General features: G+C 61.5%; 16 protein-coding genes. 3 read left to right on the top strand and 13 right to left on the bottom strand.

Annotation, left to right across the window (positions count from 1 at the left end):
• Positions 1–17: 17 nt before the first annotated feature.
• From frr to ACTHLA_RS16635, 13 genes are all read right to left on the bottom strand, one after another.
• Positions 18–575, bottom strand: coding sequence for a ribosome recycling factor (frr, locus tag ACTHLA_RS16695; RefSeq protein ID WP_440192068.1), 558 nt, complete (start codon positions 573–575; stop codon positions 18–20).
• A 12-nt stretch (positions 576–587) separates the two neighbouring features.
• Positions 588–1,328 (bottom strand): UMP kinase, encoded by a 741-nt coding sequence (gene pyrH, locus ACTHLA_RS16690; RefSeq protein WP_440192065.1) that lies wholly within the window; start codon positions 1,326–1,328, stop codon positions 588–590.
• A 128-nt stretch (positions 1,329–1,456) separates the two neighbouring features.
• A complete protein-coding gene (gene tsf / locus ACTHLA_RS16685) occupies positions 1,457–2,371 on the bottom strand; it encodes a translation elongation factor Ts (RefSeq protein ID WP_440192063.1) in 915 nt (304 codons plus the stop codon).
• A 145-nt stretch (positions 2,372–2,516) separates the two neighbouring features.
• Entirely contained in the window at positions 2,517–3,299 is a 783-nt protein-coding gene (rpsB, locus tag ACTHLA_RS16680; RefSeq protein ID WP_440192061.1) for a 30S ribosomal protein S2, read from the bottom strand.
• A 181-nt stretch (positions 3,300–3,480) separates the two neighbouring features.
• Complete coding sequence (gene dnaE, locus ACTHLA_RS16675; protein ID WP_440192058.1) at positions 3,481–6,909, bottom strand: DNA polymerase III subunit alpha; 3,429 nt, start codon at positions 6,907–6,909, stop codon at positions 3,481–3,483.
• A gap of 278 nt (positions 6,910–7,187) precedes the next feature.
• Entirely contained in the window at positions 7,188–7,868 is a 681-nt protein-coding gene (locus tag ACTHLA_RS16670) for an ABC transporter ATP-binding protein (RefSeq protein ID WP_440192055.1), read from the bottom strand.
• The gene (locus ACTHLA_RS16665) at positions 7,861–9,147 is read right to left on the bottom strand and encodes a lipoprotein-releasing ABC transporter permease subunit (RefSeq protein ID WP_440192052.1); all 1,287 of its coding nucleotides are present in this window, start codon (positions 9,145–9,147) and stop codon (positions 7,861–7,863) included. The genes ACTHLA_RS16670 and ACTHLA_RS16665 overlap by 8 nt, the downstream gene beginning before the upstream one ends.
• A 2-nt stretch (positions 9,148–9,149) precedes the next feature.
• Complete coding sequence (gene proS / locus ACTHLA_RS16660) at positions 9,150–10,466, bottom strand: proline--tRNA ligase (protein WP_440192049.1); 1,317 nt, start codon at positions 10,464–10,466, stop codon at positions 9,150–9,152.
• 98 nt (positions 10,467–10,564) lie between these two features.
• Positions 10,565–10,825: a DUF1467 family protein gene (locus ACTHLA_RS16655; RefSeq protein WP_440192046.1), complete on the bottom strand. Its 261-nt coding sequence runs from the start codon at positions 10,823–10,825 to the stop codon at positions 10,565–10,567.
• Positions 10,826–10,876: 51 nt separating this feature from the next.
• A complete protein-coding gene (argC, locus tag ACTHLA_RS16650) occupies positions 10,877–11,818 on the bottom strand; it encodes an N-acetyl-gamma-glutamyl-phosphate reductase (protein WP_440192044.1) in 942 nt (313 codons plus the stop codon).
• Between the two features lie 90 nt (positions 11,819–11,908).
• Entirely contained in the window at positions 11,909–12,397 is a 489-nt protein-coding gene (gene rpsI, locus ACTHLA_RS16645) for a 30S ribosomal protein S9 (protein ID WP_440192041.1), read from the bottom strand.
• A complete protein-coding gene (gene rplM / locus ACTHLA_RS16640) occupies positions 12,397–12,870 on the bottom strand; it encodes a 50S ribosomal protein L13 (protein WP_440192038.1) in 474 nt (157 codons plus the stop codon). Before rplM ends, rpsI begins: the two co-directional genes overlap by 1 nt.
• A gap of 179 nt (positions 12,871–13,049) precedes the next feature.
• On the bottom strand, positions 13,050–14,099 hold the full coding sequence (locus tag ACTHLA_RS16635; protein ID WP_440192035.1) for a COX15/CtaA family protein: 1,050 nt from the start codon (positions 14,097–14,099) through the stop codon (positions 13,050–13,052).
• 195 nt (positions 14,100–14,294) lie between these two features.
• On the opposite strand from ACTHLA_RS16635, the gene ACTHLA_RS16630 reads away from it, so the two are divergent.
• The 3 genes from ACTHLA_RS16630 to ACTHLA_RS16620 are packed head-to-tail and all read left to right on the top strand — an operon-like array spanning position 14,295 to position 15,380.
• A complete protein-coding gene (locus tag ACTHLA_RS16630) occupies positions 14,295–14,570 on the top strand; it encodes a transglycosylase (protein WP_440192032.1) in 276 nt (91 codons plus the stop codon).
• A gap of 4 nt (positions 14,571–14,574) precedes the next feature.
• Positions 14,575–14,802 carry a DUF2842 domain-containing protein gene (locus ACTHLA_RS16625; protein WP_440192029.1) on the top strand — a complete coding sequence of 76 codons (228 nt, stop codon included), beginning with the start codon at positions 14,575–14,577 and terminating at the stop codon, positions 14,800–14,802.
• Positions 14,799–15,380 carry a TMEM175 family protein gene (locus ACTHLA_RS16620; protein WP_440192026.1) on the top strand — a complete coding sequence of 194 codons (582 nt, stop codon included), beginning with the start codon at positions 14,799–14,801 and terminating at the stop codon, positions 15,378–15,380. The genes ACTHLA_RS16625 and ACTHLA_RS16620 overlap by 4 nt, the downstream gene beginning before the upstream one ends.
• Positions 15,381–15,517 lie beyond the last annotated feature (137 nt).

Here is a 15,517-nt window from a genome sequence, read left to right as displayed (position 1 = left end):
CGAGGTCTGGCCGCAGCCTAGACCTGCATGATTTCGGCTTCTTTCACCTTCAGCGCCTCGTCGATGCGCTTGATGGCCGCGTCGGTGAAGCCCTGAATCTCGGTCCCGCCGCGCTTTTCCTCGTCCTGGCTGATCTCCGAAGCCTTTTCCATCTTCTTGAGGTCTTCCATCGCCTCGCGACGGACATTGCGCACGGCGACGCGCTGGGTTTCGGCGTACTTGCCCGCGATCTTGGCCAGTTCCTTGCGACGCTCCTCGGTCAGGGGCGGGATCGGGATGCGCAGGGTCTGACCATCCGTGATCGGGTTCAGGCCGAGACCAGCGTTGCGAATCGCCTTTTCGACCGAGACGACCAGCCCTTTGTCCCAGACATTGACGCTGATCATGCGCGGCTCCGGCACGCTGACCGCCGCGCAGGCGTTGAGCGCCATCGTCGAGCCATAGGCGTCAACCGTGACTTGATCGAGCAGCGAAGCCGAGGCTCGCCCCGTGCGCAGACCGCCGAAATCGTCCTTGAGCGCGGTGACCGCCTTGTCCATGCGGTCGCGATAGGTGTGAAGATCAGGCAGGGCCATGTGACTTCCCTCTTAGTTCGTAATAACGGTATGGGTGCCGCGACCGTGGATCACCTCATTCAGCGCGCCCGGCGTGCGAATGGAGAAGACCACGATTGGAATTTCGTTTTCACGCATCAACGACACCGCCGATGCGTCCATGACGCGCAGGTCGCGCGACAAAACTTCGAGATATTTCAAGTTGTCGTAACGCTCAGCCGAGGCGTCCTTCTTGGGATCGGCGGTATAGACACCGTCCACCGAGGTGCCCTTGAACAGAGCGTCGCAGTTCATCTCGGCGGCGCGCAAGGCGGCGGCGGTGTCGGTCGTGAAATACGGCGCGCCGGTCCCGGCGGCGAAGATCACGACGCGGCCCTTTTCCAGATGGCGGATGGCGCGGCGGCGGATAAACGGCTCGCACACGGCGTTCATCTGGATCGCCGACTGCACGCGTGTATCAACGCCCTGTTTTTCCAGCGCGTTCTGCATGGCCAGCGCGTTCATCACGGTCGCCAGCATGCCCATATAGTCAGCGGAGGAACGTTCCATGCCGACCGCCGCTTTCGACAGGCCACGGAAGATGTTGCCGCCGCCGATGACGAGGCACAGTTCGACGCCAAGCCGCGCCACGTCAGCGACCTCCTCGGCCACGGCCTGCACCGTCTTCATGTCGATGCCGAAACCCTGCTCGCCCATCAGCACCTCGCCGGAGATCTTCAGCAGGATGCGTTTGTATTTCAGGCCCGGAGCGGGTTTTAGCGAGTCGGACGTCATAACGGGTTTCCGGGTCTTTGAATCGTTGCCAAGGCTTTAGCGCGTTCAGCGCGCCTTGCATAGTCAAAGGGGCGCCGGCATGTCAAATGCCGACGCCCCTTATACCGTTTATTTTACAGCGTTCGCTTTTACGCGCCCGCCGTCATCGAAGCGACTTCGGCGGCGAAATCGTCCACCTTCTTCTCGACGCCTTCACCCAGGGCCAGACGGGTGAAGCCTGTCACCGCCACCGGCGCGCCTAAAGTCTTGGCCGTTTCCGCAACCAGTTGCTTGACGGTCTGATCCGGGTTCATGACGAATTGCTGCTCCAGCAGCACGACTTCGCGCTGGAACTTGGCGATCTGGCCATCGACGATCTTGGCGATCATCGCTTCAGGCTTGCCTTCTTCCTTGGCCTTTTCGGTCAGGACAGCGCGCTCGCGCTCAACCGCCGCCGGATCGAGGTCGTCGGACGACAGCGACAGCGGGCTGGTAGCCGCGATGTGCATGGCGATCTTGCGGCCCATATCCTTCAGCGCGTCCTGATCGCCCGACGATTCGACGGCGACCAGCACCGCGATGCGGCCCAGGTCCGGCGCGATGGCGTTGTGGATATAGGAGGCGACGACGCCCTGCTCGACCGAATGGCGGGCCATGCGGCGCACAACCATGTTTTCGCCGATCGTGGCGATCAGGTTGGTCAGTTCGTCGCTAACGGCGGCGGCGACGCCTTCGACCGTATCATTCTTCAGACCGGCCTGACCTGCGTTGCGTGCGGCCTTCTGGAACAGCTCGTTACGCGACACGAAGTCAGTTTCGGCGTTCACTTCGACAGCGGCGGCGGTCATGCCCGCGCCCTGGGCTTCGCTCGCCACGGCCACCAGACCTTCGGCGGCGACGCGGTCGGCCTTCTTGGCGGCCTTGGACAGGCCCTTGGTGCGCAGCCAGTCCATCGCGGCTTCGAGATCGCCGCCGTTTTCCTGCAAGGCCTTCTTGCAGTCCATCATGCCCGCGCCCGACTTTTCGCGCAGATCCTTAACCAGGGATGCCGTGATTTCAGCCATGAAATCCTCCAATAAAATCAGAAAGTCGCGACTTCCATAGCCGCGATAGATGTCAATTTGGCAACAGCTTGAAGCCGAAAAACGGCCTCAAGCTGTCAACGTCCATAAGACTGACGCCATTTCGTCAGCCGCAATATGGGAAGCCTCAGGCTTCGCCGGTAGCTTCAGTGGCGACTTCGGCGCTCAGGGCCGGTTCGACCGGAGCGACGGACGCGCCCAGATCGACGCCCGAAGCGACCTGACCCGCGGCCAGACCGTCCAGCACCGCGTCGGCGACCAGATCGCAATACAGTTGCAGCGCGCGCGCCGCATCGTCATTGCCCGGCACCGGATAGGCGATGCCGTCCGGATCGGAGTTCGAGTCGAGGATGGCGATCACCGGAATGTTCAGCTTGCGCGCTTCCTGAATGGCGATGCCTTCCTTATTGGTGTCGATCACGAACATCAGGTCGGGGATGCCGCCCATGTCCTTGATGCCGCCCAGGCTCAGCTCAAGCTTTTCGCGCTCGCGCGTCAGGGTCAGCAGTTCCTTCTTGGAGCGGCCCGCCGGATTGTTGTCCAGAACCTGCTCCAGTTCGCGCAGACGCTGGATCGAACCGGAAATGGTGCGCCAGTTGGTCAGGGTGCCGCCCAACCAGCGGTGGTTGACATAATATTGCGCCGAACGCTTGGCGGCGGTCGCCACCGAACCTTGCGCCTGACGCTTGGTGCCGACGAACAGGACGCGCCCGCCCGAAGCGGCGACTTCGCGCACCTTCAGCAGCGCCTGATGGAACAGCGGCAGGGTCTGAGATAGGTCGATAATATGGATGTTGGAGCGGGCGCCGAACAGATAGCGCTCCATCTTGGGGTTCCAACGGTGGGTCTGGTGACCGAAGTGCGCGCCGGCTTCCAGCAGCAGACGCATCGAGATTTCTGGCATAGCCATGAGTTGTGTCCTTCTTCCGATAATCCTCCGCGGATCGGAAAGCCATCGGAACGACAGCCTCGGAACGCAGTCTCCCAAAGGGACACAGCGCTTATCCGCGTGTGAGATGACGCGCACCTATTCACAATTTCAAAAAAAGCAAGCCTTACACGCCAAAAAACGGCGCAAATATCTTCCCAGCCTAGACATCTTCAAAGTATAGGACGCCCGGCGCGGCCTTGAGCTGACCGCGCAGATGGGCGTCGAGGCTATAGCGCTGCGGCAATCGAAACTCGATCTCGCCCTCCCCGGCCAGATCGCCGGCCAGACTGATCACCCCGCCCCTCGGCGATTGCGACGCTGCAAGGCGCGCGCGCAGATCGGCAAGATCAATTATCTGCGCCGATACATGTACGCGCAGTCCCATATCCTCGCTTTTCAGCGCTTCGTTCATCGGCATGGCTTCGTCGCCAAAGAAACGCACCTCGCCATCGCGCCCCTTAGAGCGCACCTTCAACACGATGGAGCCGCCCGGTTCAAGATGGTCGCGGTTCTTGCGCAACGATTCCGGCGGGAACAGCACCTCATATTCGCCGCTGGGATCGGACAGGGTGACGAAGGCGAATTTCTCACCCGATCCCGACGCCGCGCGCTCCTGCTTGCGGCGCACGATCCCAGCCATGCGAAACGCCTCCCGCCCCTCGCCCGCCAGCGACAACGCCTCGGCGTACAGGGTGACATTGCGGCGTTTGAACACGTCGAGCATGTCTTCCAGCGGATGTCCCGACAGATAAAAGCCAATCGCCGCAAGTTCCTCGTCGAGCTGCGCCGGACCGGACGCCGCCGCCACCTTGGGCAGGCGCGGACGCGATGCTTCGTTCGAGCCGAACAGGCTGACCTGCGAGGCGGCGCGATCTGCGGCGATGCTCTGGGCGTAGGCGATCAATATGTCCGCTGCGGCGACGATCTGGGCTCGATTGGGGTGGATCGAATCGAACGCTCCCGCCTTGGCCAGGTTCTCAATCGCGCGTTTGTTGACCGCCTTCGGGTCGATCCGCTCCAGGAAGTCGAACAGGTCGGTAAACTTGCCGCCCTCCTCCCGCGCCTGCACCACGCTCTGCATGGCTTCAAAACCAACATTACGGATGGCGCCCAGCGCATACAGCACCTCGCCATCCTCGACGTCGAAATCGGCCATTGAACGGTTGATGTCCGGCGGTCGGATCGTGACGCCGAAACGCCGCGCATCTTGATAAAACACCGCCAGCTTGTCAGTATTGGTGATATCGAGGCTAAGCGTGGCGGCGAAGAACTCAACCGGATAGTTCGCCTTCAGATAGCCGGTCTGATAGGAAATAAAGGCGTAGGCGGCGGCGTGCGACTTGTTGAAACCGTAGCCCGCGAACTTATTGACCAGTTCGAAAATGCTGTCAGCCTGCGCCTCATCGACGCCCTTTTCCCTGGCGCCAGAGATGAACCGCGCCTTTTGCAGGTCCATCTCCTCTTTCTTCTTTTTACCCATGGCGCGTCGCAGGAGGTCGGCTTCGCCCAGGCTGTAGCCTGACAGGATCTGGGCGATCTGCATCACCTGTTCCTGATAGATGATGACGCCGTAGGTCTCTTTCAGCACAGGCTCCAGCGACGGATGCAGCATGTCGATCTCGGCGCGCCCGAACTTGCGATCCACATAGGTGTCGATATTGTCCATCGGCCCCGGACGGTACAGCGAGATCAGCGCCGTAATCTCCTCCAGCGAGTTGCAGCGCATCTTGCGCAGCGTGTCGCGCATGCCCTGGCTTTCAAGCTGGAATACACCGATCGACTGCCCCGACGCCAGCAATTCATAGGTCGGCGCATCGTCCAGCGGCAGGGTCGAATAGTTGATATCGACGCCGCGCTTGCGCAGATAGTTTTCCGCTCGCTTCAGCGTGGTCAGGGTTTTGAGGCCGAGGAAGTCGAATTTGACCAGCCCGGCGCTCTCCACCCATTTCATGTTGAACTGCGTCGCCGGAATGTCGGAACGCGGATCGCGATACAACGGCACAAGTTCAGTCAGGGGCCGGTCGCCGATCACAATGCCAGCGGCGTGGGTTGAGGCGTTGCGATAAAGCCCTTCCAGCTTTAGCGCTGTATCGAGCAGATTGCGCACCGCCTCTTCTTCGTCGCGCGCCTCGCGCAAGCGCGGCTCGATCTCGATGGCCTGCGCCAGAGTGGTCGGATTGGCCGGATTGTTTGGCACCATTTTCGACAGGCGATCCACCTGACCAAGCGGCAATTGCATTACCCGGCCCGTATCGCGCAACACGGCGCGGGCCTGCAAGGTGCCGAAGGTAATGATCTGCGCAACCCGGTCGCGACCATATTTATCCTGAACGTAGGAAATCACCTCTTCGCGCCGTTCCTGACAGAAATCGACGTCGAAGTCTGGCATCGACACCCGCTCCGGATTGAGGAAGCGCTCGAACAGCAGACCGAAGCGTAGCGGATCGAGATCGGTAATGGTCAGCGCCCACGCCACCAGCGAACCGGCGCCTGATCCCCGCCCCGGCCCAACTGGAATGCCGTGCGACTTGCCCCATTTGATGAAGTCGGAAACGATCAGGAAGTAGCCAGGAAAGCCCATCTTCTGGATGACGCCGATTTCGCGCTCCAGACGCGCCCAGTAGTCCTCTTCAGGAAAGGCCAGCTTGACCTGCTTGAAACGCGCTTTCAGCCCTTCGCGCGCCTGATAAGCCAGTTCCTCGGCTTCGTTACGCCCGGCGCCCGTATCGAAACGCGGCAGAATCGGATCGCGCTTATTAACGAGGAAGGCGCAGCGTCGCGCGATCTCCAGCGTATTGTCGCAGGCTTCGGGCAGATCGTCGAACACGGCGCGCATATCCGCCGCCGGTTTGAACCAGTGCTCCGGCGTCACCTTACGCCGTTCATCCTGCCCCAGATACGCGCCGTCAGCGATGCACAGCAAAGCTTCGTGCGCGGCGTAAAGATCGCGCGTCGCGAACTGCACGTCATTGGTCGCCACCAGCGGAACGTCATGCGCATAGGCGAATTCGACAAGCCCGGCCTCGGAAACACCGCCCTTGCGCCCGCCATTGGGGCTGTCGTCATGGCGCTGCAATTCGATGTAGAAGCGATCGCCAAACGCCTCAAGCATGACCTGCAAGGCGGCGCGCGCCTCGTCGCCGCGGTTCTGCTCGAACAGAGGGTTGACCGGTCCATCCGGCCCGCCCGATAGCAGGATCAGCCCCTCATTATGCTCGACCACCTTGTCCCACGGCACGACTTGGTCGTCCTCGGATTCGACATAGGCGATGGACGACAGCTTGGTCAGGTTCAGATAACCCTGCTCGTTCTGCACGAACAGGACGATTGTGGGAATGCGCGACCAGCGCTCCGCCCCCTCGCCGCCAATGCCCCGCACCGGCAGGGCGCACCCGATAATCGGCTGCACGCCGGTGTCTTTGCAGGTCTGGGAAAATTCAAGCGCGCCAAACAGGTTACATCTGTCAGCTATGCCAACGGCGGGCATGGCGTTTTTCTGCGCCAGTTTGCCGAGATCATAAGCCTTGATCGCGCCTTCCAGCAGCGAATAGGCCGACCGGACGCGAAGGTGGATGAAAGTCTCAGTCATGGCGCGCGCTCCCCATCAGCGCCCGCTCACCTCTTAGGCGGCGAGGGACACCACATGACACATCAGGACAACAAAGCCCGTAACGGCGGCGAATGACAACAGGTTATGCAGTGTGTTCAGCATTTTTCCACATCCTCTTGCGAAGCCGCTTCTGCGGCTGTGTTCAGATAATGTTCTCAATTCCTGCTTTGTTCTATATTCCCGCTTTGTTCCACACGCAAGCGCAAACTTGCCCCCAATGTGAACAAAATTAGAACGCATTGATTCGATGAATAATTTCAGGCTGTAACGAGCTGGCCGTTCTCGATGCGAACCACGCGATCCATGTGCGCGGCAAGGTCAAGATTATGCGTGGCGATCACCGCCGCCACACCCTGCGCGCGCACGATCTCTTTCAGCGCCTCAAACACCTGCTTCGAAGTCGCCGGATCGAGATTGCCGGTCGGCTCATCGGCCAGCAGGAGTCGGGGAGTGTTGGCCAGAGCCCGCGCGATCGCCACGCGCTGCTGCTCGCCGCCGGACAACTGCCCCGGCAGGTGATCGAGCCGGTCCGCCAGCCCCAGCGCCGTCAGCAAAGCCTTCGCCCTCGCCTCGGCGTCAGCCTTGCGCCGCCCCAGAATGCGCTGCGGCACACAGACATTGCCCAGCGCCGTGAACTCCGGCAGGAGATGATGAAACTGATAGACAAAGCCGATCTTACGTAAGCGCGCGCGCGTTCGCTCCGCCTCGGTGGCATGCGCGAAATCCTCGCCGTCGATACTGAGCTGCGCATTCGGCGCGGCTTCCAGCAGGCCAATGGCGTGCAGAAGCGACGATTTGCCAGAACCAGACGGTCCGATCATGCCGACCAGTTCACCCGCCTTAACGTCAAGATCGACGCCCTTCAGCACACTCAGCTTGCGCCCGTCGCCGATATCGTAGTCGCGCGTTAACCCGCGCAGGATCAGGACATTACTCATACCGTAACGCCTCCACCGGTTCGAGCTTGGACGCCCACAGCGCCGGGAAGAAGGTGGAGATGCTGGCCGCCAGCAGGGACGCCACCACCACGAAGATCACCTCGGACGGCTCCATCTTGGCTGGCACATGGTCGAGGAAATAGATATCCTTGTTGAACAACTGAACGTGGAAAACCCATTCCAGCGCATCCTGAATCTCGCGGATAAAAGTGCAGAACAGCACACCGACCAGCAGGCCGCACAGGGTTCCCGCCGCGCCGATGCTGGTCCCGGTCAGGAAGAACACCCGCGAGATCGCGCCGCGGTCAGCGCCCATCGTCCGCAGGATCGCCACGTCGCGCGCCTTGTTCTTCACCAGCATGACGATGCCGGAAATGATGTTGAGCATGGCGATGATGACGATGAAGAACAGGATGAAACGCATAGCGTTGCGCTCGACCTTGAGCGCACCCCATAAGGGCGCGTTCAGGTCTTTCCATGTCGAAATGACCGCGCCCCGGCCCGTCGCCTGATGCAGGGCGGGCAGGTATTTCTCGATGTCATACGGCTTTTCGACCTTGATCTCGACCTGATCCCACTCGTCTTCACGGTCGAAGAAGAGTTGAGCCTGCTGGATCGGCATATAGACGAAGCTCTTGTCGATCTCGCTGACGCCGCTTTTGAAGATGCCGCCGACCGTATAGACCTTGCGGCGCGGCGTGGCGCCGAAGGCGGTCGATCCGCCCGGCGAGGTCAGGGTCAGTTGATCGCCCGGAATCAGGCCCATATCCGAGGCCAGGCCATCGCCGATCAGCACCACGTCGCCGCCATAATCGCCGACGCCGAACTGATCCATCGAGCCGCCTTTTTCGAGCGTATCGGCGACAATCGGCGTGTGGCGCAGATCGTCCGGTACGACGCCGCGCATATAGGCCAAACTGGTCTGTCCCTCAGCGTTCTGCACCAATCCCGGCGAGTCAATCTGCGGAGTCGCTTCAATAACGCCCGGAACCGCCTTGAGTCTTTTCAACATATCGTCGCGATGGGCGAAGTCGTTGATCAGCGTGCCCTGCACATAGGCATGGCCCTGAAACGCCAGGACGCGCGACATCATCTCGTCGCGAAAGCCATTCATGATCGACAGGACGCTGATCAGCGCCGTCACCGCCAAAGCAATGCCGACAAAGGAGATGATCGCGATCACCGCAATGCCGCCGTCCTTGCGCTTGGTGCGCAGATAGCGCATGGCCAGATCGGCCTCCCAGCCCCGAAAGGCGAACATCGAGAAGATGGCGTTCATGCTCAGGCTTTACCGGTGAGCTTGGCCAGGGCGGCTTCCAGACTGAGCGTCTGACGCTCGCCGCTGGCGCGATGCTTCAGCTCGACCACGCCCTCGCCCAGGCCCTTCGGCCCGATAATGAGCTGCCACGGTATGCCGATCAGGTCCATGCTGGCGAACTTGGCGCCGGGGCGCTCGTCGCTGTCATTGTACAGCACATCCTTGCCTGCGCCCTGAAGCGCCGCATAGGCCTGCTCGCAGGCTGCGTCGCACGCCGCGTCGCCGACGCGTAGGTTTATCACCGCCACGTCGAACGGCGCGACGCTTTCGGGCCAGATCATGCCCGCATCGTCGTGGCTGGCCTCGATGATCGCGCCCAGAAGCCGCGACACGCCGATGCCGTAGGAGCCCATATGCACGCTGACCTCGCCGTCCGGCGCATTGACTACGGCCTTCATCGGTTTGGAATATTTCTCACCGAAGTAGAAGATGTGCCCGACCTCGATACCGCGCGCTGACAACTGCTTGTCCGCAGACACCTGGGCGAAGGCGGCCTCGTCGTGCATTTCCTCGGTCGCCGCGTAGAGCGCCGTGCGCTGATCGACCAGCCCCTGCAAGTCATCCCAATCGACATCGTGACCAGGCGCCGCCATATCGACCAGGTCCTTATGGCAAAAAACCGCGCTTTCGCCGGTGTCGGCCAGGATGATGAATTCGTGCGACAGGTCGCCGCCGATCGGGCCGGTGTCGGCGCGCATCGGCACGGCTTTCAGACCCATGCGCGAAAACGTGTTCAGATAGGCGATGAACATGCGGTTATAGGCCTTGCGCGCGCTGGCCTCGTCCAGATCGAAGGAGTAGGCGTCCTTCATAAGGAATTCGCGCCCGCGCATCACGCCGAAGCGCGGGCGTTGCTCGTCGCGGAACTTCCACGAAATCTGATAGAGATTGAGCGGCAGATCCTTATAGGAGCGCACGCTGGCGCGGAAGATGTCGGTGACCATCTCCTCGGCGGTGGGGCCGTACAGCAGGTCGCGTTCATGGCGGTCCTTGATGCGCAGCATTTCCTGACCGTAATCCTCATAACGCCCGGATTCGCGCCACAGATCGGCCAGTTGCAAGGTCGGCATCAACAGTTGAATCGAGCCCGCGCGCGCCATTTCCTCCTCGACGATGCGCTCGACCTTTTTCAGCACCTTCAGCCCCAGCGGTAGCCAGGCGTAAATGCCGGCGGCCTCCTGACGGATCATGGCGCCGCGCAGCATAAGCCGGTGCGAGACGATCTGGGCTTCGGAGGGGTTTTCCTTGAGCAGGGGCAGAAAAAAGCGCGACAGGCGCATGATCAGAGAATCCGTCAGTTAAGGTTGGCGCAAAACTACCGGTCCTGCGCCTTATCGGAAAGCTTTTTTGCGAACAAATGCGGCGGAAACGCGCCGCGTCAGTGAATTTCCGGCAGCGGCAGGTGAATAAGGTACATGAAGGCCATCGCCACCAGCCACAGCACAAAGGCGACCAGCGTATTCAGCCGCATCTTCTTGCCGAGATTATGCTGCACGGGCGCGCCTGGATCGTTGCCCTTCTCCACCGGCACGCCCGCCTCGTGATGGCTGAGATCGCCCCGCAGCGGCAGAACCGCGAACAGGGTCACCCACCAGATCATGATGTAAATCGCGGCGGCGGTGACGATTTTGGTGATCAAGACGGCGTATCCTTCCCGGTTTCGCCGGTCGGTCCACGCCGCCGACGGTTCTTAAAGACCCAGCCCTTCGTCCACCCCTAATACCAGATTGAGGTTTTGTACAGCCGCGCCCGACGCGCCCTTGCCCAGATTGTCGAACACCGCCACAAGGTTGGCCGTCTCGGCTTCCGGGTCGCCGAAGACGTGGATCAACAGTTGATTGGTGTTCGCCAGGCTGTCCGCATCGACCGACTTCGCCGCGCGCGACTCGTCGAGCGACGCCACAGTGACAAAGCGCTCGCCCTCATAGGCCGCCATTAGTGCGTCGTGGATCGTCTCCAGATCCGGCGCGTCCGGCAGCGCCCATAAGGGCAGCGGAACCTCGACGATCAGGCCTTGCGGGAAGCGCCCGACCTTGGGGCTGAAGATCGGCGGTGATTCCAGACCGCTGTAGAGCGTCATTTCCGGTAGATGTTTATGCGTCAGGCCGGTCGCATAGACGCGCTCGTGGCCTTCTCCCGTCTCGAACTCGGCGATCATCGCCTTGCCGCCGCCTGTATAGCCGGACAGGGAGGTCGCGGTGAACGGGAAGAACGGCGCGATCAGCCCAGCCTCAACCAGAGGCCGCGTCAGGGCGATAAAGCCGGTGGCGTGGCAGCCGGGATTGCTGATCCGCTTCGACGCCTTGATCAGCTCGCGCTGCGGCGTATCCTCGCCATTCGGCATTTCCGCAAAGCCATAGGTCCAGCCGCCTGCGACGCGATGCGCGGTCGAGGCGTCGATCACCGCCACATCCGGGTTGTCGATCAGGCCGACCGCTTCGCGTGCGGCGTCGTCCGGCAGGCACAGGATAACGGCATGGGCGCTGTTGAGCGCCTCTTTGCGCGCCGCCGCGTCCTTGCGCACGGCGTCCGCCAGACGGATCAGCTCGATATCGGCGCGCTTTTCCAGCCGCTCGCGGATCTGCAAGCCTGTGGTCCCGGCCTCGCCGTCGATAAAAACCTTATACGCCATGACAGATGACCTTTGCATCCGATTGAGAAATAAAGAAAAAGCGCTCCGGTTGCCCGAAGCGCTTTTCGCAGAACAGTATGCCCGCTGCGACTAACGCTTCGAGAACTGGAAGGAGCGGCGAGCCTTGGCGCGACCGTACTTCTTGCGTTCGACAACGCGCGAGTCGCGGGTCAGGAAGCCGGCGGCCTTCAGAGCCGGGCGCAGGCCGGGCTCATAATAGGTCAGCGCCTTGGACAGGCCGTGGCGGATAGCGCCGGCCTGCCCGGACAGACCCGAACCCTGCACCGACACCATCACGTCGAACTGCGTGGCGCGGTCGGTCAGGTTGAGCGGCTGGGCGATCATCATGCGCAGCACCGGGCGGGCGAAATAGACTTCCTGCTCGCGGCCATTGATGATCCACTTGCCGGAGCCCGGCTTGATCCAGACGCGGGCGATGGCGTTCTTACGCTTGCCGGTAGCGTAGGCGCGACCCAGCTTGTCGAGTTGCTGAACGCGCTCGACGGGGGCGGCTTCCGGGTTGGAGGACAGCGAAGCCAGGGCTTCCAGGCCCTGGGCGGGAGCTTGAACTTCAGACATTAGGCGCTCCGGACGTTCTTGCGGCTCAGCGCCTTGAAGTCGATGACTTCCGGCGTCTGGGCTTCGTGGGGATGGACGGCGCCGGCATAGATGCGCAGTTGCGTCATCTGCTTGCGGGCCAGCGGGCTTTCTTTCGGCATCATGCGCTCGACCGCCTTGGTCAGAACGCGCTCCGGATACTTGCCGTTCAGCAGTTGGCCAAGCGTGCGCTGCTTGACGCCGCCCGGATGGCCGGTGTGCCAGTAGAAGATTTCATTGTGCTTCTTGCCGGTCAGGTGGACCTTCTCGGCATTGATCACGATGACATTGTCGCCGCCGTCGGTGTGCGGCGTGAAGTTCGGCAGATGCTTGCCGCGAAGACGCATGGCGATGAAAGCGGCGAGACGGCCCAGAACGGCGTCCTCGGCGTCGATCACGATCCACTTCTTCTCGACATCGGCGGGCTTCAGCGCCGCAGTGGTCGAAGTCAACATGGGGTCAGTTTCCTTGATAAGCCGCGCCCCATGAACCGGGACACAGCGAAGAGGCGCGTCATGTACATGAGCGCCTCTACCCTGTCAACGCGCAATTTTTAGCCAAATGCGCCCAACACTATTGATTTTAAAGGGAAAATTTGTATTGGTAATAAATTACCGTAACAAATTTCCCGACCTCAGAACCGTCCGCGGCGGAAACCGCGGTCCGCGCGCGCCATCATCCAGGTCAGGGCCGTCGCCAGCGCCACCAGACACGCCGCCAGCACCTGATGGGTCAGCGCGAATCCGAAGGCGACCACGGTCACCAGGGTCGCCACCCCCAGGGTCGCCTGCACCCAGATCAGGGTGGACAGGGCCGTGGCGGTGAATTTCAACCCGTCGTCCTGCGCCTTGCGGCCTAGAATGACCGCAAAGGCCGTGGCGTAGATCAGCAACAGATAGGCGTTGCAACGGTGCGCGAACTGCACAACGCCCTGATCGTGCAACACGCCCATCGCGTCGTGCGATCCCCCCGCGGGCGGCAGGACATGGCCGTTCATCAAAGGCCAGTCATTATAGACAAGCCCCGCCTGATTGCCGGCGACAAAGGCGCCCAGCACGCATTGCAGCACCACCAAAACCAGCAGGATAATCGTCGCCGCCATCCATCCGCCCGGCGCGCCGCGCCCGCGTTTTCCGCCTTCCAGCGCCTCAAACGCCGTCCACACGGTCGCGATCAGCAGCAACAGCGCCATCAGCAGGTGCGCGGCCAGCATTTCCGGCGCCACGGAGACGCGCTGCGACAGGCCGCTGGCCACCATCAGCCAACCGACCCCGCCCTGCGCTCCGCCCAGCACGAACAGGCCGACGCAGCGCCAGATCAGCCGCGCCGGGATTTCACGCAGCAGCAACAGAACGACAAAGCCGCCGAACAGCACCACGCCGACCACGACGCGCGCGATCAGCCGGTGCGTCCATTCCCACCAGAAGATGCCCTTGAACTGGTCCATCTGCATGTGCGGATTGATTTCGCTGAACTGAGGGATCTTCTTGTAATTGTCGAACTCGGCTTGCCAATCCTGCGACGTTTGCGGCGGGATCACGCCTGAAATCGGCTTCCAGTCGGTGATCGACAGGCCCGACTGGGTCAGCCGGGTCGCGCCGCCCACAGCGACCAGAACGATGATCAGGAAGGCCGCCGAGAACAGCCACGCCGCCGTCAGCGGCGACTTGAGGGGAAGTCGCACTTGTTACGCCTCGTTCATGCTTTTTTCTACAGTCTGCGCGCCGTGCGAATTTCTTGCCGTCGGAGGCGTTTACCGTTAGTTTCGCCATTCCGGCGCCCGGCGCGTCGCGGCGGATTTGTCCATGAAGATGTGGCGATTTCAAGCCGTGGCGCAGGAATTGTGCCGCAATTGTGATCGGAAAAGGACACGCGCGCCATGACGGTTGAAAACTACATCCTCGCCGCCCTCGCCGGCTTTGTCACCGGCTGGATCGCAAACGCCCTGAGTCGCAACCGGTTCGGCTTTTCGGTCAATCTGTTCGTCGGCGTGTTCGGCGCCATCCTGCCCAACCTGTTCCTGCACGACGCCGAAATGATCAGCACGCGCTTCCTGCCCGTGCTGGGCGTGTCGCTGGCCGGATCCAGCGCGCTGCTGATCCTGTTCCATATCAGCCGCCTGACCGAGCGCGTGCGCCGCAAGGACCGGGCGTAAGTTCATGAACGACAAGCCCGTCAACCTGCCGCTGCGCCGTCTGATCGCCTGCGTCGGCATCGTCGTCTTCCTGATCCTTTATGTGCTGATCGTCGTCTCGCTGGCCGGCCTGATCCACGGCGGGCCGATCACGGCGCTGATCTTCTATGCTTTGGCCGGAACCCTGTGGGGTCTGCCGCTAATCCCTTTGATCGCCTGGTCGGAAAACTATAAGGGCCGGAAAAAGAAATGAGCGTCGCGCCCCTGACCAAGTCCCGCCTCGAAGCCTTCAGCGACGGCGTCATCGCCATCATCATCACCATCATGGTGCTGGAGTTGAAAACGCCCGAAGGCTTCGACCTCGCCGCGCTGATGAGCCTGACCCACATCTTCCTGCTCTATGTGCTGAGCTTCGTCTATGTCGGCATCTACTGGAACAATCATCACCACCTGATGCACGCGGTCGGACGCATTACCGGCGGCGTCTTATGGGCCAATCTGCACCTTTTGTTCTGGCTGTCACTGGTGCCGTTCACCACGCGCTGGATGGGCGAAAGCCACCTGGCTACACTGCCCGTCGCGGTCTATGGCGTCTCGCTGCTCATGCCCGCCATCGCCTACTATATTCTGGTGCGCACGCTGATCGCCGCCAATGGCCGCGACAGCGCCATCGCCCACGTTATCGGCAAGGATGTCAAGGGCGTCGTCTCGGCGCTGATCTATGCGCTCGGCATCGGCCTGACCTTCCTGAGCGTCTGGGCGGGCATCGCCTGCTACGTCATCGTAGCGCTGGTCTGGCTGGTCCCCGATCGGCGCATCGAACACAGCTAGCCCGCTTCATTCATCGTAACGCGGTTCTCATTTCGATTTAGTTTGGGGTTTATACGGTCGCACTTTTCTGTGTCGTGTTTTTCGCCACGCGCTTGGGACTGATTTTCCTCTGATCGGGTTGATGGTTAGGGCGACGT

The sequence above is a fragment of the Asticcacaulis sp. genome, from assembly GCF_051956075.1.
Taxonomy (GTDB): Bacteria; Pseudomonadota; Alphaproteobacteria; order Caulobacterales; family Caulobacteraceae; genus Asticcacaulis.
The sequence above is the reverse complement of the archived record's forward strand: the minus strand, read 5'-3'. Positions and strand labels throughout refer to the sequence as shown.

Bases quoted from the DNA above. Each gene is read 5' to 3' on its own strand.
- frr (WP_440192068.1), bottom strand. From the start codon at position 575: ATGGCCCTGCCTGATCTTCACACCTATCGCGACCGCATGGACAAGGCG.
- pyrH (WP_440192065.1), bottom strand. From the start codon at position 1,328: ATGACGTCCGACTCGCTAAAACCCGCTCCGGGCCTGAAATACAAACGC.
- tsf (WP_440192063.1), bottom strand. From the start codon at position 2,371: ATGGCTGAAATCACGGCATCCCTGGTTAAGGATCTGCGCGAAAAGTCG.
- rpsB (WP_440192061.1), bottom strand. From the start codon at position 3,299: ATGGCTATGCCAGAAATCTCGATGCGTCTGCTGCTGGAAGCCGGCGCG.
- dnaE (WP_440192058.1), bottom strand. From the start codon at position 6,909: ATGACTGAGACTTTCATCCACCTTCGCGTCCGGTCGGCCTATTCGCTG.
- ACTHLA_RS16670 (WP_440192055.1), bottom strand. From the start codon at position 7,868: ATGAGTAATGTCCTGATCCTGCGCGGGTTAACGCGCGACTACGATATC.
- ACTHLA_RS16665 (WP_440192052.1), bottom strand. From the start codon at position 9,147: ATGAACGCCATCTTCTCGATGTTCGCCTTTCGGGGCTGGGAGGCCGAT.
- proS (WP_440192049.1), bottom strand. From the start codon at position 10,466: ATGCGCCTGTCGCGCTTTTTTCTGCCCCTGCTCAAGGAAAACCCCTCC.
- argC (WP_440192044.1), bottom strand. From the start codon at position 11,818: ATGGCGTATAAGGTTTTTATCGACGGCGAGGCCGGGACCACAGGCTTG.
- rpsI (WP_440192041.1), bottom strand. From the start codon at position 12,397: ATGTCTGAAGTTCAAGCTCCCGCCCAGGGCCTGGAAGCCCTGGCTTCG.
- rplM (WP_440192038.1), bottom strand. From the start codon at position 12,870: ATGTTGACTTCGACCACTGCGGCGCTGAAGCCCGCCGATGTCGAGAAG.
- ACTHLA_RS16630 (WP_440192032.1), top strand. From the start codon at position 14,295: ATGACGGTTGAAAACTACATCCTCGCCGCCCTCGCCGGCTTTGTCACC.
- ACTHLA_RS16625 (WP_440192029.1), top strand. From the start codon at position 14,575: ATGAACGACAAGCCCGTCAACCTGCCGCTGCGCCGTCTGATCGCCTGC.
- ACTHLA_RS16620 (WP_440192026.1), top strand. From the start codon at position 14,799: ATGAGCGTCGCGCCCCTGACCAAGTCCCGCCTCGAAGCCTTCAGCGAC.